Annotated in this window: 20 protein-coding genes, 1 tRNA gene and 1 pseudogene; 6 read left to right on the forward strand and 16 right to left on the reverse strand. The window is 66.9% G+C overall.

Annotation, left to right across the window (positions count from 1 at the left end; genetic code table 11):
- Positions 1–34: 34 nt before the first annotated feature.
- The gene (locus ACFQDH_RS19055; RefSeq protein ID WP_382403969.1) at positions 35–1,003 is read right to left on the reverse strand and encodes a sugar phosphate nucleotidyltransferase; all 969 of its coding nucleotides are present in this window, start codon (positions 1,001–1,003) and stop codon (positions 35–37) included.
- Positions 1,004–1,048: 45 nt separating this feature from the next.
- Between ACFQDH_RS19055 and ACFQDH_RS19060 the strand changes: the two genes are divergently transcribed.
- The 3 genes from ACFQDH_RS19060 to ACFQDH_RS19070 all read left to right on the forward strand — a co-directional run bounded on the left by ACFQDH_RS19060 (position 1,049) and on the right by ACFQDH_RS19070 (position 5,407).
- Positions 1,049–2,788, forward strand: coding sequence for a hypothetical protein (locus ACFQDH_RS19060; RefSeq protein ID WP_382403970.1), 1,740 nt, complete (start codon positions 1,049–1,051; stop codon positions 2,786–2,788).
- Positions 2,789–2,852: 64 nt separating this feature from the next.
- A complete protein-coding gene (locus ACFQDH_RS19065) occupies positions 2,853–3,455 on the forward strand; it encodes a DUF308 domain-containing protein (protein ID WP_382403971.1) in 603 nt (200 codons plus the stop codon).
- Positions 3,456–3,484: 29 nt separating this feature from the next.
- On the forward strand, positions 3,485–5,407 hold the full coding sequence (locus ACFQDH_RS19070; RefSeq protein ID WP_382404902.1) for an acyltransferase family protein: 1,923 nt from the start codon (positions 3,485–3,487) through the stop codon (positions 5,405–5,407).
- Positions 5,408–5,425: 18 nt separating this feature from the next.
- Here the strand turns inward: ACFQDH_RS19070 and polA are convergent.
- Positions 5,426–8,106: pseudogene (gene polA, locus ACFQDH_RS19075) on the reverse strand (DNA polymerase I).
- A 19-nt stretch (positions 8,107–8,125) separates the two neighbouring features.
- Here polA and ACFQDH_RS19080 point away from each other — a divergent pair.
- Entirely contained in the window at positions 8,126–8,581 is a 456-nt protein-coding gene (locus ACFQDH_RS19080) for a PaaI family thioesterase (RefSeq protein WP_382403972.1), read from the forward strand.
- Positions 8,582–8,590: 9 nt separating this feature from the next.
- Here ACFQDH_RS19080 and ACFQDH_RS19085 read toward each other — a convergent pair whose 3' ends face one another.
- The 9 genes from ACFQDH_RS19085 to ACFQDH_RS19125 form a co-directional block, all read right to left on the reverse strand.
- On the reverse strand, positions 8,591–9,130 hold the full coding sequence (locus ACFQDH_RS19085) for a GNAT family N-acetyltransferase (protein WP_382403973.1): 540 nt from the start codon (positions 9,128–9,130) through the stop codon (positions 8,591–8,593).
- A gap of 136 nt (positions 9,131–9,266) precedes the next feature.
- The gene (locus tag ACFQDH_RS19090; protein ID WP_382403974.1) at positions 9,267–9,977 is read right to left on the reverse strand and encodes an ABC transporter ATP-binding protein; all 711 of its coding nucleotides are present in this window, start codon (positions 9,975–9,977) and stop codon (positions 9,267–9,269) included.
- Positions 9,964–10,824, reverse strand: coding sequence for an ABC transporter ATP-binding protein (locus ACFQDH_RS19095; RefSeq protein WP_382404903.1), 861 nt, complete (start codon positions 10,822–10,824; stop codon positions 9,964–9,966). Before ACFQDH_RS19095 ends, ACFQDH_RS19090 begins: the two co-directional genes overlap by 14 nt.
- 38 nt (positions 10,825–10,862) lie before the next feature.
- Positions 10,863–12,062, reverse strand: a complete 1,200-nt coding sequence (locus ACFQDH_RS19100; RefSeq protein WP_382403976.1) for a branched-chain amino acid ABC transporter permease — start codon at positions 12,060–12,062, stop codon at positions 10,863–10,865.
- A complete protein-coding gene (locus tag ACFQDH_RS19105) occupies positions 12,059–13,066 on the reverse strand; it encodes a branched-chain amino acid ABC transporter permease (protein ID WP_382403977.1) in 1,008 nt (335 codons plus the stop codon). The genes ACFQDH_RS19100 and ACFQDH_RS19105 overlap by 4 nt, the downstream gene beginning before the upstream one ends.
- Positions 13,067–13,154: 88 nt before the next feature.
- On the reverse strand, positions 13,155–14,390 hold the full coding sequence (locus ACFQDH_RS19110) for a branched-chain amino acid ABC transporter substrate-binding protein (RefSeq protein WP_382403978.1): 1,236 nt from the start codon (positions 14,388–14,390) through the stop codon (positions 13,155–13,157).
- A 152-nt stretch (positions 14,391–14,542) separates the two neighbouring features.
- Complete coding sequence (locus tag ACFQDH_RS19115; protein WP_382403979.1) at positions 14,543–15,148, reverse strand: ANTAR domain-containing response regulator; 606 nt, start codon at positions 15,146–15,148, stop codon at positions 14,543–14,545.
- 56 nt (positions 15,149–15,204) lie between these two features.
- Positions 15,205–15,819 (reverse strand): DUF695 domain-containing protein, encoded by a 615-nt coding sequence (locus ACFQDH_RS19120; RefSeq protein ID WP_382403980.1) that lies wholly within the window; start codon positions 15,817–15,819, stop codon positions 15,205–15,207.
- Positions 15,816–16,244 (reverse strand): hypothetical protein, encoded by a 429-nt coding sequence (locus ACFQDH_RS19125; RefSeq protein WP_382403981.1) that lies wholly within the window; start codon positions 16,242–16,244, stop codon positions 15,816–15,818. Before ACFQDH_RS19125 ends, ACFQDH_RS19120 begins: the two co-directional genes overlap by 4 nt.
- Positions 16,245–16,344: 100 nt before the next feature.
- Here ACFQDH_RS19125 and ACFQDH_RS19130 point away from each other — a divergent pair, with 100 nt between their 5' ends.
- On the forward strand, positions 16,345–16,971 hold the full coding sequence (locus ACFQDH_RS19130; protein ID WP_382403982.1) for a DUF1345 domain-containing protein: 627 nt from the start codon (positions 16,345–16,347) through the stop codon (positions 16,969–16,971).
- Between the two features lie 21 nt (positions 16,972–16,992).
- On the opposite strand, the gene ACFQDH_RS19135 is transcribed toward ACFQDH_RS19130, so the two are convergent.
- The 3 genes from ACFQDH_RS19135 to ACFQDH_RS19145 form a co-directional block, all read right to left on the reverse strand.
- Entirely contained in the window at positions 16,993–17,286 is a 294-nt protein-coding gene (locus tag ACFQDH_RS19135; RefSeq protein WP_382403983.1) for a PLDc N-terminal domain-containing protein, read from the reverse strand.
- 49 nt (positions 17,287–17,335) lie between these two features.
- Positions 17,336–18,709, reverse strand: a complete 1,374-nt coding sequence (locus ACFQDH_RS19140) for a cryptochrome/photolyase family protein (RefSeq protein WP_382403984.1) — start codon at positions 18,707–18,709, stop codon at positions 17,336–17,338.
- Between the two features lies 1 nt (position 18,710).
- A tRNA-Leu gene (locus ACFQDH_RS19145) sits at positions 18,711–18,796 on the reverse strand.
- Between the two features lie 259 nt (positions 18,797–19,055).
- Here ACFQDH_RS19145 and ACFQDH_RS19150 point away from each other — a divergent pair.
- Positions 19,056–19,940 (forward strand): hypothetical protein, encoded by an 885-nt coding sequence (locus tag ACFQDH_RS19150; protein WP_382403985.1) that lies wholly within the window; start codon positions 19,056–19,058, stop codon positions 19,938–19,940.
- A 30-nt stretch (positions 19,941–19,970) separates the two neighbouring features.
- Here the strand turns inward: ACFQDH_RS19150 and ACFQDH_RS19155 are convergent, their stop codons facing one another.
- Together ACFQDH_RS19155 and ACFQDH_RS19160 are read right to left on the reverse strand one after the other, a co-directional pair.
- A complete protein-coding gene (locus ACFQDH_RS19155) occupies positions 19,971–21,332 on the reverse strand; it encodes a sensor histidine kinase (protein WP_382403986.1) in 1,362 nt (453 codons plus the stop codon).
- Complete coding sequence (locus tag ACFQDH_RS19160) at positions 21,322–21,999, reverse strand: response regulator transcription factor (protein WP_382403987.1); 678 nt, start codon at positions 21,997–21,999, stop codon at positions 21,322–21,324. The genes ACFQDH_RS19155 and ACFQDH_RS19160 overlap by 11 nt, the downstream gene beginning before the upstream one ends.
- Between the last annotated feature and the right edge of the window lie 96 nt (positions 22,000–22,095).

A 22,095-nucleotide genomic window follows, 5' to 3' on the forward strand; every position in this document is an offset into this window, starting at 1 on the left:
CATACGTTGCCGAGATGCAGGTCACACGCGCGTCTTACTGATCAGTAGGTTTCGCGCCCAGCAGCGCGTCACGCCGGTGCGTGCCCGCCCGCACCTCCGCGCCGGCGGGGACGACGCACCGGACCAGCCGGGAGCCGGCGCCGACCCGGGCACCGGCTAGCGCGACGGACTCCTCGAGCACCGCATCCCTCTCGACCACGACATCGCGATGCACGCTGCTGCCACCCAACAGTCGCGCGGAGGGGTCGACAGACGCCTCAAGTGCGACATATGCCGACCGGTCGCCCCCGACAGCGGCCGGCAGCGCGCCGGTGACCGCATCGACGCTCGCCAGCCGGTATGCCGTCGGGCTGCCCACGTCCCGGAAGTAGCCGTCCCCTTCCCATGCGGCCACGTTGACGCCGTCGGCAACCAGCGTGGGCAGCACGTCGCGTTCCCACGACGACCGCGCCAGGGTCAGCGCCCGCAGCACGCCTGCGTCGACCACATATGTGCCGGCGTTGGCCAGCCCGGGACCCGTCCCGCTCTTCTCGGCGAACGTGGTGACCTGTCCGCCACTGTCGCAGACGACATGGCCGTATGCCGCGACGTCAGGAACCGATCGCACGTGCACGCAGACCTCGGTCGGCCCGGCCGCGGACAACTGACCGGCGAGGTCATGACTGGACAACAGATCGCCGTTGATCGCGATCACTTTGCCGCTGCCGGGCAGGAGGTCGATCGCGGCCCGCATCGCGCCACCGGTGCCCAGAGGTTCGTCCTCGACGCAATACAGCAGTTCCAGTCGCCATCGGCTGCCATCACCCAGCACGTCCTGGAAGTGGTCTGCCAAGTAGCCGGTCGACACGACCACCCGTCGCACGCCGACGGCCGCGAGCCGGCGCAACTGATAGCCGATCAGCGGTTCGGGACCGAGCGGTAGCAACGGTTTCGGACAATCGTCTGTCAACGGGCGCATCCGGCTGCCCGCACCACCCGCCAGAACGATCGCCCCGATACTCACGTTGGCATTATGAACGTTCGACTGCTCGGATACCCTGCACGCACCATGGCCACGCTCACCATCACCCACCGGTCGACCGGTTCGGGAGCTGCGGGCGTCGCAGACAGGTTGCGTTCCCTGGTCCGGCTACCGCTGACCTGGCTGTGCGTCGCGACCGCTGCACCCGTCCTTGTCGCCGCGGTCCGTGAGATCGCGATCGGTTGGATTCCCGAGGGCGACGACGCGATGCTCGCGACCCGCATTCGTGATGTCCTCACCGGCCATCCGCCCCTGCAGGGGATGCGTTCGACGAGCAACTTCTTCGATGCGCAGCTGAGCAACCATCATCCGGGTCCGTTGGAGTTCTACCTGGATGCGCCGATCGCCGCAGTCACCGGCTACAGCGGCGCCGGCATCGTCACCGCAGCCGCGTTGTTGAACGTCGCCTGCATCGTTGGTGCGGTGGTCATGGCGCACCGCATGCGGCAGATGCGCACGGCGTTGCCGGTTGCCGGCGCGGTCCTCCTGGCACAGTGGCAGCTCGGGCCGGACGTGCTCGCGCGCCCGCTGAACCCTTCCGCTGGCACGCTTCCGATCCTGCTGATGCTCATCGGCGCGTGGGCAGTCTTCGATCGCGACCCGCACGGGCTCTGGGTCACGCTGATCGCCGGATCGTTCGCCGCCCAAACGGAATTCGCGTTCTGCCCCGTCGTGCTGATCGTGACCGCGTCTGCTTGCCTCGTTGCGTGGACCCGCGCGTGGCACGACACCCGACGATGGCGAGCTGCCAGATCAAGATCCCCACGTCCGACTGGCCGGAAACGCCAATACCTCACGCTGGGGATGATCGCGCTGGCCTGGCTGCCGTCGATCGTCGAGTTGTTCGTCATCCACCCCAACAACGGCCAGCTGGCACTTCGTCTGCTCACCAATTCCACGCACGGTCGTGGCACGTCCACGGGAGTCCCAGGTGGTTTCGGGTACATGGTCGGACGCCTGTCCCCGACCGAGCTCGGTCGGTTCGACGCCGGCATCGAGCGTGCTCCGAGTGGCATGGCCATCGGTATCGGAATGGTTGTCCTGTTGCTGTTGCTGCTCGCCGCGGCGGCCGGGCCTCGCTTGCCGCGCACGGCCGGCTCGCGCGGAAGCTGGCTGTTGCTGCTCGCGATCGCGGGTGAGGCCATCGCATTGTCGGCGAAGCCGGAATCCGTGTCAGCGATGTTCTGGCTCTTGCCCGTCCTCGTCGTCACCCCCGTCGTAGACGCGGTCCTCATCCTCCGCACGGTCGAAGTGTCACGGGCTCGGCATTGGCACCTCGGCGCCGCGCGGCACACCGAGCTCATCAAGCGCGCCAGCTCGCCGCTGGCGGGAGTCGCGGCGCTGATCGTCGCAGCGACCATGGCGTCCGCGCTCGCGCGGCCCCCATCGGCAGAGGCATCCGATCGAGCACGCGCTGTCTCCGACACCGTCGCCACGTATCTGCGCGAACACAGCAGCTCAGGCACCGCGGTGCGTATCAGTTCGTACGGACTGCAGTCGTGGATCAGCCTGGCTCCGGCAGTGGCCTTCCAGCTGGCACGGAACGGTCACGATGCGCACTACCTCGGAAGCTGGCCGTACCCCGAGGACAACAGCTCGTGGTACGCCGCCACTGCGCCACGGGATGCAGTGGTCGTCACCCTGGCGGACGAAGGCTCCGTAAAAGACGCCCATCCACCGGCGAGCGCCATCCAAGTCCCGCTGTCCGCCGCCGCTGCTTCGGGCATCCACCTCTGGATCGCCATACCGGCCGCCGACCGCAAATGAGCAGAACCGAAGACTCGGCCCACAGGGCACCAACGGAAGGCAACTCTTGAGTAACATACGCGCCATGGACGACGTCGAGACGCGCACCGTGATGAGCCTGCGCACGGGGACCAAGATCTGTGTGCTGATCGGGCTGGCATTCATCGTGCTCGCGGTCTACTTCTTCGTCGTGCCGATCACCAGCGTCCGCACGACGTCCGGTGCGGTGTTCGGCTGCGGGAGCGCCATGAGTCCGGCACACGGCAGTTTCGCCGACGGCGTCTGCTGGCGGATCGCCGACGCCAACCGCTACCGCGCCTATGCCGCACTTGCGATCGGCATCGTCACGATCATCGCCGGCGTGCTGCTGTTCGGCGTCGACCGACGCGAAGAACAGCGTCGGCTCCCGCGCGACCACCACGATTTCGAGTCCGAGGAGACCGAGGCGGCCGACGTGCGTCGTGATCAGGACTGGCACGGCGACGAGCCGCTGACCCGACGCGACCGCTTCGCCGCCGAGCGCGACGACCGCCCGGAGAGCACGCGCTCCGCGCGGCGGCGAGACGACGGATACCAGCCATACGACGACGGGGATGACGACCAATCCAGCCGACGAGAGACCGACAGCCGGTACGCCAACAGGGAAGACGACCGTTACGGTCGCCGCGACGCGCCGGGCCAGCACTGAAGACCGAACACCGCCGACCCCATAGAGGGCTGTCCTACCGGCCGGCGCTCGACGGCCTGCGCGGTGTGGCCGTCATCGCTGTCCTCGGTTATCACCTGGGCATCCCATGGCTGCACGGGGGTTGGCTCGGCGTCGACGTGTTCTTCGTCCTGTCGGGTTTCCTGATCACCTCACTGCTACTGCACGAACGCCACGCATGGGGCCGGATCGACCTACCCGGCTTCTGGCTGGCGCGTGCCCGACGGCTCCTGCCGACGCTCGTCCTCATGCTGCTCTCGGTCTCGGTGGTCGCGGCGGTCTGGGCGCCCGCGTCGCGACGTAGTGCCGACGCCTGGGACATTTTCAGCGCATTCTTCTACGTCGCGAACTGGCGTCTCCTGCTGTCGGACGATCAGTACTTCAGTTCGTTGTCGATGCCGTCTCCGGTCGTGCACACCTGGTCGCTGGCGATCGAGGAGCAGTTCTACCTGATCTTCCCGCTGCTGCTGATCGTCCTGCTCGCGCTCGCGGCCCGCTCCCGGCGGCGCCACTGGATCGTGGCCGGGGCGCTCGCCGTACTCGCCGCCCTTTCCGTATGGCGAATGGGCGCTCTCTACGTGCCCGGTGCCGACCCGAGTCGGGTCTACTACGGCACCGACACCCGCGCCTTCGAGCTGCTCATCGGCGCAGTCGTCGCCGTACTGATGGGCGGTCGCGCCTTCGGTGACCGATCGCGTGAGCGCGATCTCCTCGCCACCGGAATCGATCGAGTCGCACGGTGGCTCGCGGGGCCGGCGTTGCTCGTCCTGGTGATCGGGTTCATCGTCCTGGACGACGCGTCCGCCATCCCCTTCCGCGGCGGACTCGCCGTTTTGTGCGTCCTGACGGTTGCCCCGATCGTCGCCGGCGCATCCCGGACCGGATCGGTCATCCAGCGGCTCCTCGCCGCGGAGCCACTGCGCCGAGTCGGGCTGATCAGCTACGCCCTCTACGTGTGGCACTGGCCGGTGATCGTCTTCCTCAATGACGGTCGGCTGCACTTGCCCGCCATACTGCGCGGCCTCGTCGAGCTGATCGTCTCGGTCACCCTCGCCTACCTCACCTATCGCTACGTCGAGCGGCCGATCCGGTCCGGTGGGCTCCGCGCGCTGGTTCCGCGCCGACCCCGGATGGGACGTCCGATCGCCATCACGGTCGTCGCCGCCCTCACCGTGGCACTCGTCGCCCTGCCGCGGTCCGGTGTTGGCGCGGCTGAAGCCCACGGCAAGGGCATCCAGGTCACGATTCCGCCGTACCAGCCGTCCAGCACGAAATACTCGGTGTCACTGATCGGCAACTCGATCCCGTCCAGCCTGGCGGACGCATTCCCGGCCGGCCGGTTCTCCGACCTGACCGTCAGCGCGGACGTCAGCTTCGGCTGTGACCCCTTCGAAGGACAGAAGGTGATCGGCGGCCAGGCACAGCCGGTGCTCTCCGAGTGCCCGGGCTTCCGTAAGGCGTGGCAGAACGAGCTGCGCCAGTCCCCGCCTGACGTCGCGTTGTTCACCGTCCCGCAGAGCATCACCAGCGATATGAAGGTCAACGGCAAGGTGCTGCCTTTCGGCAGCAAGAGCTACCTGCAGTGGCTCAGCGGCATGCTGTCGACGATGCGCAGCGACTCGCTGGCAGCGGGTTCGAAGCACTTTGCGATCGGAACCCTGAGCTGCCACCGAATGCCCGGCTACACCGAGGACGCACGACACGTCGACGACGACGGCCGGGTGGCGACGATCAACGCGCAGGTGCGGCGCTGGGCGTCGTCGACCGGCACGCGAGTTATCGACTTCCACACGTTGCTGTGCGGCAAGGGGTATGCCGACACGATCAACGACACTCCGCTGTACAAGGACACATTGCACTACACGTCCGAGTCGGGCGCCGTCGTCTGGGGCTGGCTCGCCCCGCAGCTCCAGCAGATCGTCCGCAAGGGCTAGTGGCGACCCGGTCCCAAATCAGTGTGCCGCGGCGTGCCAGGAGTTGCCGACACCAATGCTGACGTCCAGCGGTACGTCGAGCTCGATCGCGGCACCCATCTCGCGCCGGACGATGTCGGCGACCTTCTCCTGCTCCCCCGGCGCGATCTCGATGACGAGCTCGTCGTGGACCTGCAGCAGCATCCGTGACTTCACGTCGGCAGCCGCCAGCGCGTCACGCACGTGCAGCATGGCCAGCTTCATCACGTCAGCGGCCGAACCCTGGATGGGGGCGTTGAGCGCCATACGCTCGGCGGCCTGGCGACGCTGCCGGTTGTCGGACGTGAGGTCCGGCAGGTAGCGACGTCGGCCCAGCATCGTCTCGGTGTAACCGGTCTTGCGGGCCACGTCGACGATCTCGCGCAGGTAGTCACGCACTCCCCGAACCGGGTGAAGTACTCCTCCATCAGGGTCGTCGCCTCGCCCGCGCTGATCGCCAGCTGCTTGGACAGGCCGTATGCCGACAGGCCATACGCGAGGCCGTAGGACATCGCCTTGACCTTCGAGCGCATCTCGGCGGTGACGTCTGCCGGCTCGACGGCGAACACCCGTGAGCCGACGAACCGGTGAAGGTCCTCACCGCTGCGGAAAGCCTCGATCAAACCTTCGTCGCCGGACAGGTGCGCCATGATCCGCATCTCGATCTGGCTGTAATCGGCCGACATCAGCGACTCGTAACCGTCACCGACGACGAACGCCTCACGGATGCGGCGACCCTCCTCGGTGCGGATCGGGATGTTCTGCAAGTTGGGGTCGGTCGACGAGAGCCGGCCGGTCGCTGCGATCGTCTGCTGATAGGTCGTGTGGATGCGTCCGTCGTCGGCGATCGACTTGGTCAGCCCCTCGACGGTCACCCGCAAGCGTGCCGAATCCCGGTGTCGCAGCAGGGCCTCCAGGAACGGGTGCTCGGTCTTGGCGTAGAGATCGGTCAACGCGTCGGCATCCGTTGTGTAACCGGTCTTGGTCTTCTTGGTCTTGGGCATGCCGAGCTTGTCGAAGAGCAAAACCTGCAACTGCTTCGGGGAGCCGAGGTTGATCCGCTCGCCCTCGGCCGCCTCGTAAGCGTCCTCTGCCGCGCGGTCCAGCGCATCGGCATAGTCGCTCTCCAGCCGGTCCAGCAGCTCCGGATCGACGTGGATGCCCACGCGCTCCATCTGCGCGAGCAGGTCGACCAGTGGCAGCTCCATCTTCGCCAGCAGCTCCGTGCCGCCGGTCTCGGCGACCTCCTCATCGAGCGCGGTGGACAGGTCGAGCACGGCGCGCGCCTGGACCATCGCTTCCTGGCCCTGGTGGTCGTGGCCGTCCAGCTCGAGCATGCCCTGCGCCGGGTTGTCCTGCTCGGGCCGCAGCTCCCGGCGCAGGAAGCGCAGCACCAGGTCGGCCAGGTCGTAGGCGCGCTGGTCGGGTCGCACGAGGTATGCCGCCAGCGCCGTGTCGCTCACCAGCCCGGCCAGCGGGAGGCCCGCGGCATACAGGGCTTGCAACGGGCCTTTCGCGTCGTGGATGACCTTCGGTCGCTCCGGGTCGGCCAGCCACTCGCGCACGGCCTTCTCGGCATCCGGCGTCAGCTCCGCCACGTCGATGTATGCCGCCCGCCCGGCGTGCTCGTCACCCGTCGCGACCGCGAGGGCGCGCACGTCGCCGGTGCCGCGCGCCCAGTCGCCCACGACGTGCAGGCCCGCCCGGTCCTTCGACGTGAGGTTGTCCTTGACCCACGCGGCGACCTCATCGGGCGCCAGCACCGAACCCTCGACCTCGACTGCACCTTCAGCTTCCTCGCCGGCTGCTTCCAGCGTCGCGAACAGTCGCTCGCGCAAAACCCGGAACTCCAGCCCGTCGAAGACCTGATGCACCTGATCGCGGTCCCACACCTGCCGCTCCAGATCCTCGACCGTGGTGTCGAGTGCCACGTCACGCACCAGCTGGTTGAGCCGGCGGTTGCGCAGCACCCCGTCGAGATGCTCGCGCAGCGAGTCGCCCACCTTGCCCTTGATCTCACCGACGTGGTCGACGATGCCGGGCAGGTCGCCATACAGCCCGAGCCACTTGGCGGCGGTCTTCGCGCCGACGCCGGGCACGCCGGGCAGGTTGTCGGCCTTCTCGCCGACCAGCGCCGCCAGGTCGGGGTAACGCTCGGGCGAGACCAGGTAGCGCTCCTCGACCTTCGCCGGCGTCATCCGCCACAGGTCGGAAACGCCCTTGACCGGGTAGAGGACCGTGACCTTGTCGGTGACCAGCTGCATCGCGTCCCGGTCACCGGAGACGATCAGCACCTCGTCGAAGCCCTGCTCCTCCGCCTGCGTCGACAGCGTCGCGATCAGGTCGTCGGCCTCCCAGCCGGTCAGCTCGATGGAGCGGATCTTCAGCGCGTCGAGGATCTCGTGGACCAGCGACACCTGGCCCTTGAACTCGTCCGGTGTCTTGGCGCGGCCCGCCTTGTATTCGGCGTATTCCTCGGCGCGGAAGGTCTGCCGGGACACGTCGAAGCAGACACCGACGTGCGTGGGCTCCTCATCGCGCAGGACGTTGATCAGCATCGAGGTGAAGCCGTAGACGGCGTTGGTGGGCTGGCCGGTCGTCGTCGAGAAATTCTCGACGGGCAGCGCGTAGAACGCGCGGTAGGCGAGCGAGTGACCGTCGAGGAGAAGGAGGCGTTTCACACATGGCAGCCTATTGGTCATGACCGACAACACGACGCAGTCCCCCACCTCCGCCACGGACCCGGAGCTGCTGCGGCTCTTCAACGACATGAACGCCGGAACCCTCGGCGAGAAGATGGGCATCACGTTCACCGAGGCGAGCCCGCAGCGCATCGTCGCAACGATGCCGGTCGAGGGCAACAACCAGCCTTACGGCCTGCTGCACGGCGGCGCGAGCGTCGTGCTCGCCGAGACACTCGGGTCGGTCGGCGCGGCCCTGCACGCGGGCGAGGGACGCATCGCGGTCGGCCTGGACATCAACGCCACGCACCACCGCGGCGCCCGGTCGGGTCTGGTCACCGGCACGGCCACACCGCTGTCGCTGGGTCGCACCGTTGCGTCATACGAGGTCGTCATCACCGACGACCAGGGCAACCGGCTGTGCACCAGCCGCATCACCTGCCTGCTGCGCGACTCGGCGCCGCAGGCGAAGTGACTCCGGCCGCTACTTGGCCAGGGCAGATTCGCGGGCACGGGCCCGCAGCGACCGGCGACGACGCACCGCGTCGCTCACGACGGAGATGTCGGGGCCGGCCAGGCGACGCCGCAGCGCAGCCGGTGTCGTGCTGCGCTCGGTGACGACCGCGGAGAAACCCAGCCGGGCGAAGAAGCGGTTGGCGTCACGGCTGCTCGACGGCACACAGGACACCACCTCGGGTGCACCGATGTGCTCGGCGTATGCCGCGACGGTGGTGAGCAGCGCGGCGGCGATACCTCGCTGGCGCTTGCCCGGCTTGACCCAGAGCACGTCGAGCCAGACTGCCAAGGTCTCGTGCAGTGCGGAGACCGGACCCGACATGACGATCGTGTAGCCCACTGGCTCGCTGTCGATGCTGGCGAGATAGATGCGGACATCCGAGCGGGCACAAGAGCGCACCAGCCGACCGTCACGCAACGCGCGATCCACCTGATCATCGCTGTGCCCTTCGGCGCACTTCGCCTGACGCCACAAGGAGACGAGCTCCTGCTCGTCTCCTGACGTCATCCGTGTGACCTGCACCGCTGACCTTGCCACTTTTGAACCTCCGCCGAATGACCCCGAGCCACACGTGCACGCCGCAGAATACGCCCTCGGCCTGTCGGTGTCCTGACCGGCGGGCGAACGGCATACGCGCCGCTGATCAGGCGCCCAGGTAGGCCGCCCGCACCGCGTCGTCCGACGCCAACTCGGTGCCGGAGCCCTCACGGGTGATGTGTCCGGTCTCCAGCACGTAGGCGCGGTTGGCCAGCTTCAGCGCTTGGTTGGCGTTCTGCTCCACGAGCAGCACCGTGGTGCCCTGGTCGTTGACCTCTTTGATGATCCGGAAGATCTGCCGAATGAACTGTGGCGCCAGTCCCATCGACGGCTCGTCGAGCAGCAGCAGCTTGGGGTGGCCCATCAACGCACGGCCGATCGCGAGCATCTGCTGCTCGCCACCGGACATCGTCCCTCCGTGCTGCTTCTGGCGTTCCTTCAACCGCGGGAACAGGTCGAAGACACGCTCGAAGTCTTCCGCCATACCGGACTTGTCCTTGCGCGCGAACGCACCCATGTCGAGGTTCTCCATCACCGTCATCGACGGGAAGATCCCGCGACCCTCGGGGGTCAGCGAGACGCCCCTCACCACGCGCAGGTGGGCCTTGGTGCTGGAGATGTCTTCCCCATCGAACATGATCGAGCCGTGCGAGAGCCCCAGCAGGCCGGCGATCGCACGCATCGTCGTCGTCTTGCCGGCACCGTTGGCGCCGATGAGCGAGACGATCTCGCCCTGGTCGACGTGAATCGTCATGTCGTGGATCGCCTGGATGCGTCCGTAATGGACGCTCACGTCATTCAGCTCAAGCAACGCCATCGTCGTCGTCCTCCACGCCGAGGTATGCCGCGATCACGGCGGGGTCCTGTTGGATCTTGGTCGGTATGTCGTCGGCGATCTTCCGGCCGAACTCCAGCACCACGATGCGATCGGTCACACCCATGACCAGCTTCATGTCGTGCTCGATCAGCAGAACCGTGTAGCCGTCGGTCCGGATCTGCCGGATGAGCTCCATCAGCTCTTCCTTCTCCGCGGGGTTGAAGCCCGCCGCCGGCTCGTCCAGGCACAGCAGCTTCGGGTCTGTCGCGAGCGCCCGCGCGATCTCCAACCGTCGCTGGTAGCCGTACGGCAGGCTCCGCGACGGCGAGGTGGCCTTGTCCGCGATGCCGACGAATTCCAGCAGCGCCATCCCCCGGTCGATCGACTCACGCTCCTCGCGGATGTGCCGCGGAGTGCGAAAGATGGCGCCGGGCACGCTCGTGCGGTGCCGGGCGTCCAGCCCGACGACGACGTTCTCCAGGGCGGTCATCTCGCCGAACAGCCGGATGTTCTGGAATGTGCGCGCGACGCCGGCCCGGGTGATGGCGTGCTTCTTCTTGCCGACGAGCGACTTGCCCTCCATCGTCACGGTGCCGTGCGACGGCTTGTAGACACCGGTCATCGCGTTGAAGCAGGTGGTCTTCCCGGCACCGTTCGGGCCGATCAGCCCGAGGATCTCGCCGCGCTTGATGTCGAAGGTGACGTGATCCAGCGCAGTCAGACCGCCGAATTGCACTGTGAGTTCGGTGAGTTCGACCAATGGCTCGCCGACGGCGACGGCGATGTCCCGGTCCGGTGCGACGAGTTCGGCGATCTCCTCATCGGAGACCGGCTGGTTGACCTCGATCCCGCCCGGCACCGAGCCCGCAGGCTGTATGGCGTCGCTCACTGCCCCTCCTCCTTGTGCAACGAGATGGTGCCGGTAGCCGCCGTTGACGGCGTGCTGGTCGGAGCGTTGCCGACCCAGTCCCGCAGCCGTCGTATGGCGGCCAGCAAGTGGTTGCGAGCCGGAAGCAACCCCTGCGGGCGGAAGATCATCAGCACGATCAGCACGACACCGAAGATCAGATACTTGTAGTCGGCGATGCCGATGAACCGGTTGGGGATGTACGACACGATGGCGCCGCCGAGGACGGCACCGAACTTGTTGCCCGATCCACCCATCACCACCGCGGCCAGGAACAGCATCGAGGTCGCGACGTCGAACTTCTGGTTGTTGACGAAGCCGACCTGCCCGGCGAAGATCGCGCCGGACAATCCGCCGATCGCCGCGCCGGTGCCGAAGGCCCACAGCTTGAACTTGAAGGTCGGCACACCCATTGTCTCAGCGGCGTCCTCGTCCTCCCGGATGGCAACCCAGGCACGACCGACGCGGGACCGCTCGAGGTTCCCGAGCAGCAGCATCACCACGACGATGATGCCCACCGTCAGCATGTACCAGGGCGTTCCGTGGCTGTTGTCGAAGATGGCTTTACCACCACTATTACCCGGTGGCGCCCCGACGTTCTGGAAGCCGACGTTGCCGCGCAGAGCGGGCACGATGCTGGCCAGTAGCCGGATGATCTCACCGAACCCGAGGGTCACGATCGCCAAATAGTCACCGCGTAGTCGCAGCGTAGGTATGCCGAGCAGCACCCCGAACACCACGGTCACGACCATCGCGAGCGGCAGCGTCCACAGGAACGGGATGTGCACGTAGGTCGAGTCCGTGCTCGTCCAGAGGGCCGCGACATACGAGCCGACGGCGAAGAATCCGACGTAGCCGAGGTCCAGCAGCCCGGCCTGGCCGACGACCACGTTGAGCCCCAGCGCGACCAGGGCGAAGCGGGCCATGTCGAAGCAGGCGAGCGGGAAGTCGGTGCCCGGTTCGGTGCTGATGATCGGTGGATTCAGGATCGGCAGGAACAGGACGACCACCGCCACCACGGCGAGGATCAGCCACTGCTGCCAGCGCTCCAGGCCGTCCCATTTCTCACCCAGCCTGCCGAAGCGTCCGCCCCGGCGGCCGGCCGCCAGCTGCTCGTCCTGTTGCTCCTGCACCTCGGCGGCTCCGCCCATCGGCGCGCCGCCCATACCAGTCGTCATGCGCGCACCTTCGCCAAGTTGGATCCCAGGATGCCTTCCGGCCGGACCATCAGCACCAGCACCAGAACCACGAAGCAGACGACGTCGGTCCACTGCGCGTCACCGAGCAGATACTGCCCGTAGTTGCCGATGACACCCAGCAACAGGCCGCCGAGCAGCGCACCGCGGATGTTGCCGATGCCACCGAGGACGGCGGCGGTGAATGCCTTGATGCCGAGGATGAAGCCACCGTTGTAGATGACGCCGGACGGCACCTTCATCACGTAGAAGAGTGCACCGACACCTGCGAGCAAACCGCCGATCACGAAGGTCGACATGATGATGCGTTCCTTGTTGACGCCCATCAGGGTCGCCGTGTCCGGGTCCTGCGCCACCGCGCGGATACCGCGGCCGAGGCGGGTCCGCCGGATGAACTGGTCGGTCCCGACCATCATCAGCACCGCCGCGATCACGATCGTCAGCTGCTGGCTGTCGATGATCGAGCCGAACACGTTGAAGATCGCCTTCGGCTGGAACATGATCACGGCCGGTTCGGCGTTCGACTTGCGCCAGTTGAAGAAGATGTACTGGATCGCGAAGGATGCACCGATCGCACTGATCAGGTACGCCAGCCGGGAGGCACCGTGATCTCGCAGTGGCTTGTACGCGACGCGTTCGACGATCAGAGCGACGATGGCCGAGACCACCATCGCCGCGATGCATGCCAATAACAGGTCGCCGATGATCGCTATGAGCGACAAGTTGGGTGTGTTGGGTCCGAACCCCAACGCCGACAGTGTGAAGACCACGGCGTACGCACCGGAGATGAAGACCTCCGAGTGCGCGAAGTTGATGAGGTTGAGCACGCCGTAGACCAGCGTGTAACCGAGGGCGACGAGCGCGTAGATCGCGCCGAACGTCATACCGTCGAAGGTCGCGGTCCAGAAGTTCTGGGCCAGGTAACTCCAGTTGAACTGGATCCAGCTGCTGTCGGCGGTCGCGAGGCTGGTGACAAGACCGTGCACGAAGGGGCTCCTAGCCGATCGGAAGACACGAGAGTTCGCCGATGGTCACGGGCAGGAGGTCCCGCGACCATCGGCGAATGGCAAACCGTCAGTTGGTCGGGATGACGCCGACCGACACGATCTTTCCGCTGGAGACCTTGTAGCCGTAGACCGGCAGAGTCTCCAACTCACCCTTGGAGTTCCACTTGTACTTCTTGGACAGACCATCGGCGTCGTAGGTCTTGATGAAGTCCAGCATCGTCGGCCGGGTGCTCTTGCCCTTGTCGATGGCCGTCAGCATGATTGTCGCCGCGTCATACCCTTCCACCGAGTAGGTGCCGGGGAGCTGACCACCGCTGACCGCCTTGTATGCCGTGGCGAAACTCGGGATCAGGTCACCAGGGATGCAGGGGCAGGTGAAGTAGGCGTTCTTGCTGGCGTCACCGGCCTGCTTTATGAACTGGTCGTCCTTGACGCCGTCCGGGCCGATGAAGGCGCCCTTGAAGCCCTTCTGGACCAACTGCTGGTCCAGCGGAGCGCCCTCTGCGTAGTAGCCCGCGTAGAAGATGACATCGGCCTTGGAGTTGACGACCTTCTGCGCGGTGGCCGAGAAGTCCTTCTGGCCGGTGGTCACCTTGTCCGTGCCGACGAGAGTGCCGCCGGTCAGGGCTGCCTCGGTGGTCTTGGCCAGGCCGATGCCGTAGTCGGAGTCGTCCTGGACCACGAAGATCTTCTTGCCACCGAGCTGCTTGGTGGCCAGCGCGGCTGCCGCGGGGCCCTGCACGTTGTCGTTGGCCAGTCCGCGGAAGAAGGTCGTCCACTTGTTCTCGGTGAGCGACGGGTTGGTCGCCGACGGCGTGATGTGCGCCAGTCCGGCCTGCTGGAAGATCTTGCCGGTCGACTTGGACTCACCGGAGAACGGCAGGCCGATGACACCGACGATGTTCTTGTCGTTGACGGCCTGGGTGACCGGGCCGGTGGCCTTGCTCGGGTCGCCCTCGGTGTCGAACTTCTTGAACTTCACCTGGCATTTCGGATTGGCTTTGTTGTGCTCGTTCAGCGCGAGCTGCACTCCGTTGTAGATGTTGATGCCGAGCTGGGCGTTGGCGCCGGTCTCGGCACCGACATACGCGATCGTCGTGTTGGTGGCACAGGTGGCCTTGCCGTCACCGGCAGGTTTCACGGCGTCCGTCGGGACGGCGATCTTGCTCTGCTCGGGGAGGCTCTTCAGCCCGTTGCTGGAGCCGCCGCCGCTGGCGCTCCCGCCTGAGCTGCTGTTGGCACAACCGGCCACGGCCATCACTGCCACGATCGCCGGGACAGCAATTTTCGTCGTTACACGCACGAAGGGTTCCTCCTATGACGAACCATGCGCGCGCAGGTTGCGTTGCGCAGGTGACATGGAACTTTAGGTCGGAATACCGCTCGCGATACGAGAATTCAGCCCATCGGTTTTGGCGATTCTTGATTACTTGATCTGGACACTCGTCCGACTGCTCAGTCGTCGTCGGATTCGGACCCTGCTGCTCCCGCGATCACGGCGTCCGCGACCTCACGCATCCCGAGCCGGCGGTCCATCGCGGTCTTCTGGATCCATCGAAAAGCCTCTGCCTCACCCAGCCCGAGCTGGTTCATCAGGATGCCTTTCGCACGGTCCATCCGCTTGCGCGTTTCCAGCCTGGCTCCGAGGTCGGCAACCTCGCCTTCCAGGGCCTTGCGCTCCGCCCACCGGGAGCGGGCGACAGTGATCGCCGGCTCCAGATCATCGATGGTGAACGGCTTCAGGACATAGGCCATCACGCCGGCGTCGGAAGCTCGCTCGACCAACTCCTTGTCGGAAAAGGCGGTCAGCATCACCACCGGCGCGATGCCGTCGCGCCCGATCTCGTCCGCGGCGCTGATGCCGTCCAGGACCGGCATCTTGACGTCCATCACCACCAGGTCCGGCGACAGCTCACGAGTCCGGTCGACTGCTTGACGTCCGTCGCCGACCTCGGCCACGACGTCATACCCGGCCTCTCGCAGCATTTCGGCGAGATCGAGTCGGATGATCGCTTCGTCCTCGGCGACGAGCACCTGAACGCTGCCTCGTTGGTTTGTCACGCGCATTAGCTAAGCACGCGCTCAGGTCCGGCGCGTTACGCCGGTCCCCAGGATCGTCAGCCGCGTAGATGCGCGACGCCGGACCAGCCCGGATCGGTCTCGACGCTCACCTTCACGGTGCCGTCCGGCCACCCGGTAACCGCGGCCTTGATCTGGTCGGCCGCCGGCGTGGCGCCGTCGGCATACACGTGGACGAGACAGAGGCCGCCGCTGCACTCGTGTGCCACGACCCGGCCCTGTTCCTCGAGGCGATCGGTGACGTGACTCTTCAACCGCTCCAGTTCGGCGAGCGTCCCGGCACTCGGCAGCCCGTCGTCCTCGCGCTCGCCATACGGAACGGCAACGACGATGTGCTGATCGAGCTGCGGCGCCGACGCGGCGGCCAGTGGGACCTGCGCTCCGGCGGTGACCGGGCCGCGAGGACCGGTGCCCTGCAACGAGATCCATTGCGGGTGCCCTTCGGCGTCCGTGAACTCGTCACGCAGGTCGCGCACCACTGCACGCAGCCCGGCCAACCCGAAACCGTCCAGCGGCGGAGTGGTCACCGGCTGCAGCTCACCGATCCAAGTCTCGGTCATCTCTTCACCGAGCGCGGTGTCCAGCGCGATGAAGCAGACCCCGAGACGCTGGTCCTCGGACACCTCCGACAGTTGCGGGTGGTAGACGGTCACGTCGACCCGGCTGCCGCTGCGACGTACCCCGACCTGCACTTCGCCGAGGTCGAACTCGTGCCCTCGAACTTCAGCACTCGACCGGCGATCGTCGTTGCCGGCTGCCTGCTGTCCGCGTACGTCCAGACGAACTCGGCCGGCGGTGCAGCCGACAGCCACCGACGTGCGACCGAGCGCAGCGCCGGGTCCCCGTCCGCCGTAACCACCAGCAATTGCGCCGACTCGCGACCCGGTGCGATCTCCCAGGCGAGACCGCTGTCGATGGCATGCACGCGGGGGTCGAGCAGCGGAGCGGTCCCCGTCTCCGGGTCGGCCATCGCGACCTGGCCGGAGCCACCCTCGGTCCACCACGCCCAGAACGCTTCGATCGCGTCGCCGGTCGTGTCACGCCGCTTGCCGAAAAGTGCCATGAGGTCATCAAACACTGCGCGGCCCACCGTTTCGATACGTGGGGCGTCCGCGAGGCGACGCCTAAGCTCACCTACGTACTCGCCGGACAAGGCGACGCAGTTAAGGAGATGGTGCATGGGTCCGCTCACCCCCGCAGTGCCGCGACTCGTCGCCACGGCCGTCGTCGGTGTTGTCGTGGGCGCCGCCGTCGCGTTGTCGAACATCCCTTTCGGAGTCCTCTGCGGCATTGCGGCGATGGCGACGACGTTCGTGGTCAGCGGCGCCCTGGCCCTCTGGCCGATGGACGCGACTGCCACCCGACAGCATGCTCGGCGCGAGAGTCTTCCGCCGCTGGTCGAGGAGCTGGCGATCGTGGCGACGGCGTCCGGCGCCCTGATCGGGATTGTGGTCTTGCTGACCCTCGGGCACTCACACTCCGGTCACGCTGCGGCCGCCCTCGGTCTGCTCGGGGCCTTCATGACCTGGGCCATGCTGCACCTGATGTACACGGCGCGATATGCGCTGCTGTATTACACCGAGCCGGTGGGCGGGATTGACTTCAACGACGAAGAGGCTCCGTCATACCGGGACTTCTTCTACTTCAGCTACAACCTGGGCATGACCTACCAGGTGTCGGACACCGGCATCTCGGGGTCCGCGTTCCGGGCCGTGGTCCTTCGGCACTGTCTGCTGTCCTACGTGTTCGGCACCGTGATCCTGGCTGCCACGATCAATCTTGTTGCGGGGATCGTCACCGGCTGAGTGGCAGGAGCACAAGCGGCGTCAGCGGTCCCTCATGAACAGGGTCCCGCTGCTCTTTTCGGTGGTCAGCTCCTCCGGCGCAGTGCTGGGCGCCTGGACGATGCCGAGCTTCTCAAACGCCAGGTAGGCGAATGCGCCGATCGGCACCAGGATCAGCACCGCGAGCGCCCACTGCCACTTGCGCAGCAGGAGCTTGCGGTCGGTGCGCACGATGTCGACCAGGCAGTAGGCAATCAGCAGTGCGCCGAGGATGATCACCGGAAGTGCCATCGCGAGCGAGACCTCGAACACGGCGCTCCCCACCGCCGGCGTCATCCGCGCCGACCCGTTTCGAGTATCGCACCCTGCCGGTGGGTGTAGTTGATTACCGGTCCGTCGCCGCGCGGTTGCTCTGGTACCTCTCCAGGGCGACGTGCCTCTCTGCAGCATGATCGACGATGCGCTCCGGATAGCCCTCGCGGTATCCGTCGGTGTGTCGCCACGGCTCGTGTACGGCGCTGCCGCTCAGGTGTCGCAACTCCGGCACCCAGCGCCGGACGTAGTCACCGTCCGGGTCGAACTTCTTGCCCTGGGTGATGGGGTTGAAGACCCGGAAGTACGGCGCTGCGTCGGTGCCGGTGCCGGCGACCCACTGCCATCCGTGGTTGTTCGACGCGACGTCGCCGTCCAGCAACCGGTTCAGGAAGAAGCTGGCGCCCACCGGCCACCAGACGTGCAGGTCCTTGGTCAGGAAGCTCGCGGTCACCATCCGGACCCGGTTGTGCATCCACCCGGTCGCGAGCAGCTGTCGCATCCCGGCATCCACGAACGGGTAGCCGGTCCGGCCCTGCCGCCATGCCTCGACGTCGGGGCCGACCTCGTCATACGGCATGTGTTGCAGCGCGTCGGTGAGGTCGTGCCAGCCGCTGCGCGGCTGCCGCCACAGCACGTCTGCGTAGAAGTCACGCCAGGCGAGTTCGGAGACGAAGGTGTAACGACCGGTGCCGCTGCGCGAGCCGAGATCTGCCAGCAGCGTCCGCGGATGGATCGCGCCGACCTTGAGGTACGGGCTGAGGCCGCTGGTCCCGTGCCGGTCGGCCCTGTCCCGGTCCGTGTCGTAGTCGCCGAGGGCCTCGTCCAGGAAGTCCCGCCACCGACCGAGTGCTGCCGACTCCCCCGCTTCCGGGAGATCGATCAGTCCCGGGGCGTCCTGCGCCGCACGCAACGCGGCCAGTGCTTGCGCATCGGAATCGACGTTGCGCCACGAAGGTTCGGCATCGCCGGCAGGTGCCGGTGCACCATGGTCGGACCATGCGCGCCGATAGGCGGTGAAGACCTTGAAGCCGGTCCCCGCCTTTGTCGTCAGCGTCCCAGGTCCGATCGCGTATGGCGTGCCTGTCTCGACCCAGTCGATCCCGTTGTCCCGCAACGCCTTCGCGACCTGCTGGTCGCGACGCGAGCCGAACGGTGTTGTCTCCCGAGACACGTGCACCGACGTCACGCCGATTCGGCGCGCCGCTGCTGGAATCACGTCACGCGGGTCGCCATACAGGACGGTGAGCTGGCCGTCATAGGAGTCGTTCGTGGCCTGCACCGACGCAGCGAGCCAAGCGCGGCGCACCGTTCCGCCGGACTGCCAGAGCGCGGGGTCGACCACGAATACGACGGCAACATCGTCACTCGTGGCGTCCGCCGCAGCGAGCAAGACGGGAAGGTCGGCTCGGCGCAGATCGCGACGTAACCACAGCAGGGTGGTCATCTGGTGCCGAAGGCGGGACTTGAACCCGCACGCCCTTTCGAGCAAAGCATTTTGAGTGCTCCGTGTCTGCCATTCCACCACTTCGGCGTGAGTGCTGGGACAGCATACGGGAGCCCCCGCGCACGACTCCAATTGGCCGATCGCCCAGGGGTGGAGGTGCCCGCGGTGGCTTAACCATCCTGAGCGGCTTCTCAGTTCGGCTCAGGTAGGTCACAGCAGGGTCGCTCCAGTCTGGGTCAAGCACCGGTCGCCGACCGGGAGATCCGACGGGGTTACAAGCATGAGACGAAGCAGGGCGGCCAGTGCACTACGTGCATCGCGTCCAGGAGTGCGAAACGCAGGCGCCGTGGGCGCCACCGCTCTTCTGGTCACCGCCCTCGCCGCGCCTGCAACCGCAGCACCGCCGACGCCCGGCACCGCAACCGTGTGGTCGGCAGGCGCGTGGAAGTTGGTCTCGTGGCGGTCGGTGCCTGCCGGTTCGGCCGACCAAGGAGTCGCCACGGTCTCGGCACCCAACGGACGCGATCGCATTGTCTTGCGAGGCGACGGGCAGATCCCGGCTCGGCTGCGCGCAGAAGGCTGGTGGCACATCGGCGACCCCGGCAGCTCGAACGGCTATCTATTGGACGCGTACCAGGCGCGGTCGGCCAAACACGCCAAGCTCTTTGCGCTGACCGCGCCCGACGGGCGTCGCAGCCTATGGGTGCACCACACCGTGCCGGGCGAGAAGATCAACAATTCGTTCGCCGCGGTCGCCCCGTCCGGGAAGTGGTTCGTCTCCGGGGAGTGGGGGCGAGTGTCCCGGCTGCTCGTCTTCCCCGTGCCCGGCAGCAATCGGCTGGCGAAACGAGGCCGGAACCTGCCACTGGCTGCGACCATCACCCTGACGCGACCGGTCCGCAACGTGCAGGGCTGCTCGTTCGCATCACCAACCACGCTGATCTGCTCCACCAACGATCCGTACCACGACCTTTTTCGGACACCACAGCAGTTGTTGTCCATCTCGCTCAGCCGACCGGTCTCCGGCGGGCCTGATCTCGGGACGCCGACCGAGCTCGGCCCGGTCCCACAACTCACCGGCTGCGGCGCTGCCGAGACCGAGGGTGTCGACGTTCACAACGGACGGCTCTTGCTCGTGACCCACCAACCGGATTCCTGTGGCGGCATGGTGGACCTTTTCACCTACCGCTTGAAGGGGACTCAGCAGTCCATTCCCAGCCTCACCTCGTGATACTGCCAGGGCTGCCCCGGCGTTCGCCGGTCAGTCGGCAACAGGCAGTTTGACGGTGAAACGGGCGCCGGGGTCGTTGTCGGTGATCTCCACCGTGCCATCGTGCGCGACGACCACGTCGCGCACGATGGCCAAGCCGAGGCCGGCGCCGCCGGCGTCGCGCGAGCGGGCTTCGTCGAGGCGGGTGAATCGCTCGAACACCCGCTCCCTGTCAGCGAGTTGGATCCCCGGACCGTCGTCGGCCACGACGAAGACGACCGTCCGACCAGCGGTGCTCAGTTGCGCGTGGACGGTGCTGGTCGCGTGGCGGGTGGCGTTGTCCAGCAGGTTGCGAACGACCCGGGTCAGCGCGTTCGGATCGCCCAGGACCTGCCCTGCGGACACGCCGGTCACGTCCAGGGCAGGTCCGCGATTGCGGACCGCGCGAGCCTGCTCGAGCACGATGTCGTCGAGGTCCACGACCTGTCGGTGCCTGACGGGTTGGGCGTCCAACCGGGCGAGTGCGAGAAGGTCGTCGACCAGTCGGGACAGCCGGTCCACATCCCCCAACAGGCCCGGGACCGCCGCGCCGAGCGCGTCGTGCTGTGTGCTGCGCCCCGTCACCTCGAGTTGAGTGCGCAAGGTCGCGATCGGGCTGCGCAGCTCGTGCGCCGCGTCGGCGACGAACCGTCGTTGCTTGACGGACGCGGTTTCGATACGGCTCAGTAAGTCGTTGAACGTTGCCGTCAGCCGCGCGAGCTCGTCCTCGGCGGCCGGTGGACGCAGCCGACGGCCCAGGTCGGTTCCGGGTATGTCGGCAGCCTGTCGACGCAGGGTGTCCACCGGCCGCAGCGCGCGGCCGACCAGCCACCAACCGATCAGGGTCAGGAGCGCCACCAGTGCGGGAACGCCGACTGCCAGGGTCCGGAGCAGTTCGGCTGTGCTGTCCTGGGCGGGTTCGGTGGATGAAGCCGCATAAACGGTGACGATCCCGTTCGGTGTGCGGGCGGTCGTCGCAGCGACACGGTAGACCGTCGAACGACCGGTCGGGACTGCACTCCGCAGAATCGGGGCGCTGGCCCCCGCGAAGGTGAACATTCGCGCCCGTGACCCGAGATCGCCCGAACCGGCAATCACTCGTCCGTCTGCGGCGACGACCTGCACGGTCGGCGCACCGTCGTCGGGATCCGGCAACTGCTGCGGAAGGTGTCCCTGCTGGGCCTGGTCGGCGACCGTCGACGACTGCTGGACGATGTTGTTGTCCAGGTTGGCGATCAGTGAGCTGTGCAATCGCCATACGAGCAACCCGCCGGCGCAGATCATCCCGACCGCGATCACCAATCCGGCGGCGGCGGTCAGGCGGGCACGCAGGGATCGACGACCCCACCACGAACCCACCGGCTCAGCCACCATCACCGTTGAGCCGATAGCCGGCGCCACGCACGGTCTGGATGCTGGACCGGCCGAACGGCGCGTCGATCTTGCGCCGCAGGTAGCCGATGTAGACCTCCACGATGTTCGGGTCGCCCTCGTAGAACTCGTCCCAGACGTTCGCCAGCATGTCGCTCTTGGAGACCACCTCGTTACGCCGGCGCAGAAGGTACTCCAACAACGCGAACTCACGTGGGGTGAGCGAGATCTCGTGATCGGCCCGGGCACATCTCCTCGTGGCGGGGTCCAGGACCAGGTCCCCGGCGGACAGGATCACCGGACGCACCGGCGCACCACGCCGGACGAGCGCGCGAAGGTGAGCCAGCAGCACCACGTAGGAGAACGGCTTGGTGAGGTAATCGTCCGCGCCCAGGTCCAACGCATCGGCCTCGTCATACTCGCCGTCCTTGGCGGTCAGCATCAGCACCGGAGTCCACAGTTGCGCGGCGCGCAACCGCTTGACCACGTCATACCCGTTCATCTTGGGCAGCATGATGTCCAGCACGATGACGTCATACACCTGCTCGGTCGCCTTCCAGAGCCCGTCCTGCCCGTCAGGTGCGGTGTCGACGGTGAACCCGTCGGCGGCCAGGCCCGACGCGATTGCCTGCGCCAGACGATGCTCGTCCTCGATGATCAGCACTCGCATGCCCGCCGCCTCCCAGTTGCGTGAGTCCAGACGACTCCACGCACAGGGTCGCTGACACGCACTGAGAGGAACCTGAGAGTTTCTGAGCGGTCCCTC

The sequence above is a fragment of the Flexivirga alba genome, from assembly GCF_042661025.1.
GTDB classification, from domain to species: domain Bacteria; phylum Actinomycetota; class Actinomycetes; order Actinomycetales; family Dermatophilaceae; genus Flexivirga; species Flexivirga alba.

Bases quoted from the DNA above. Each gene is read 5' to 3' on its own strand.
- ACFQDH_RS19135 (WP_382403983.1), bottom strand. From the start codon at position 17,286: ATGACGCCGGCGGTGGGGAGCGCCGTGTTCGAGGTCTCGCTCGCGATG.
- ACFQDH_RS19080 (WP_382403972.1), top strand. From the start codon at position 8,126: ATGACCGACAACACGACGCAGTCCCCCACCTCCGCCACGGACCCGGAG.
- ACFQDH_RS19065 (WP_382403971.1), top strand. From the start codon at position 2,853: ATGGACGACGTCGAGACGCGCACCGTGATGAGCCTGCGCACGGGGACC.
- ACFQDH_RS19130 (WP_382403982.1), top strand. From the start codon at position 16,345: ATGGGTCCGCTCACCCCCGCAGTGCCGCGACTCGTCGCCACGGCCGTC.
- ACFQDH_RS19085 (WP_382403973.1), bottom strand. From the start codon at position 9,130: ATGACGTCAGGAGACGAGCAGGAGCTCGTCTCCTTGTGGCGTCAGGCG.
- ACFQDH_RS19090 (WP_382403974.1), bottom strand. From the start codon at position 9,977: ATGGCGTTGCTTGAGCTGAATGACGTGAGCGTCCATTACGGACGCATC.
- ACFQDH_RS19060 (WP_382403970.1), top strand. From the start codon at position 1,049: ATGGCCACGCTCACCATCACCCACCGGTCGACCGGTTCGGGAGCTGCG.
- ACFQDH_RS19140 (WP_382403984.1), bottom strand. From the start codon at position 18,709: ATGACCACCCTGCTGTGGTTACGTCGCGATCTGCGCCGAGCCGACCTT.
- ACFQDH_RS19100 (WP_382403976.1), bottom strand. From the start codon at position 12,062: ATGACGACTGGTATGGGCGGCGCGCCGATGGGCGGAGCCGCCGAGGTG.
- ACFQDH_RS19155 (WP_382403986.1), bottom strand. From the start codon at position 21,332: ATGGTGGCTGAGCCGGTGGGTTCGTGGTGGGGTCGTCGATCCCTGCGT.
- ACFQDH_RS19160 (WP_382403987.1), bottom strand. From the start codon at position 21,999: ATGCGAGTGCTGATCATCGAGGACGAGCATCGTCTGGCGCAGGCAATC.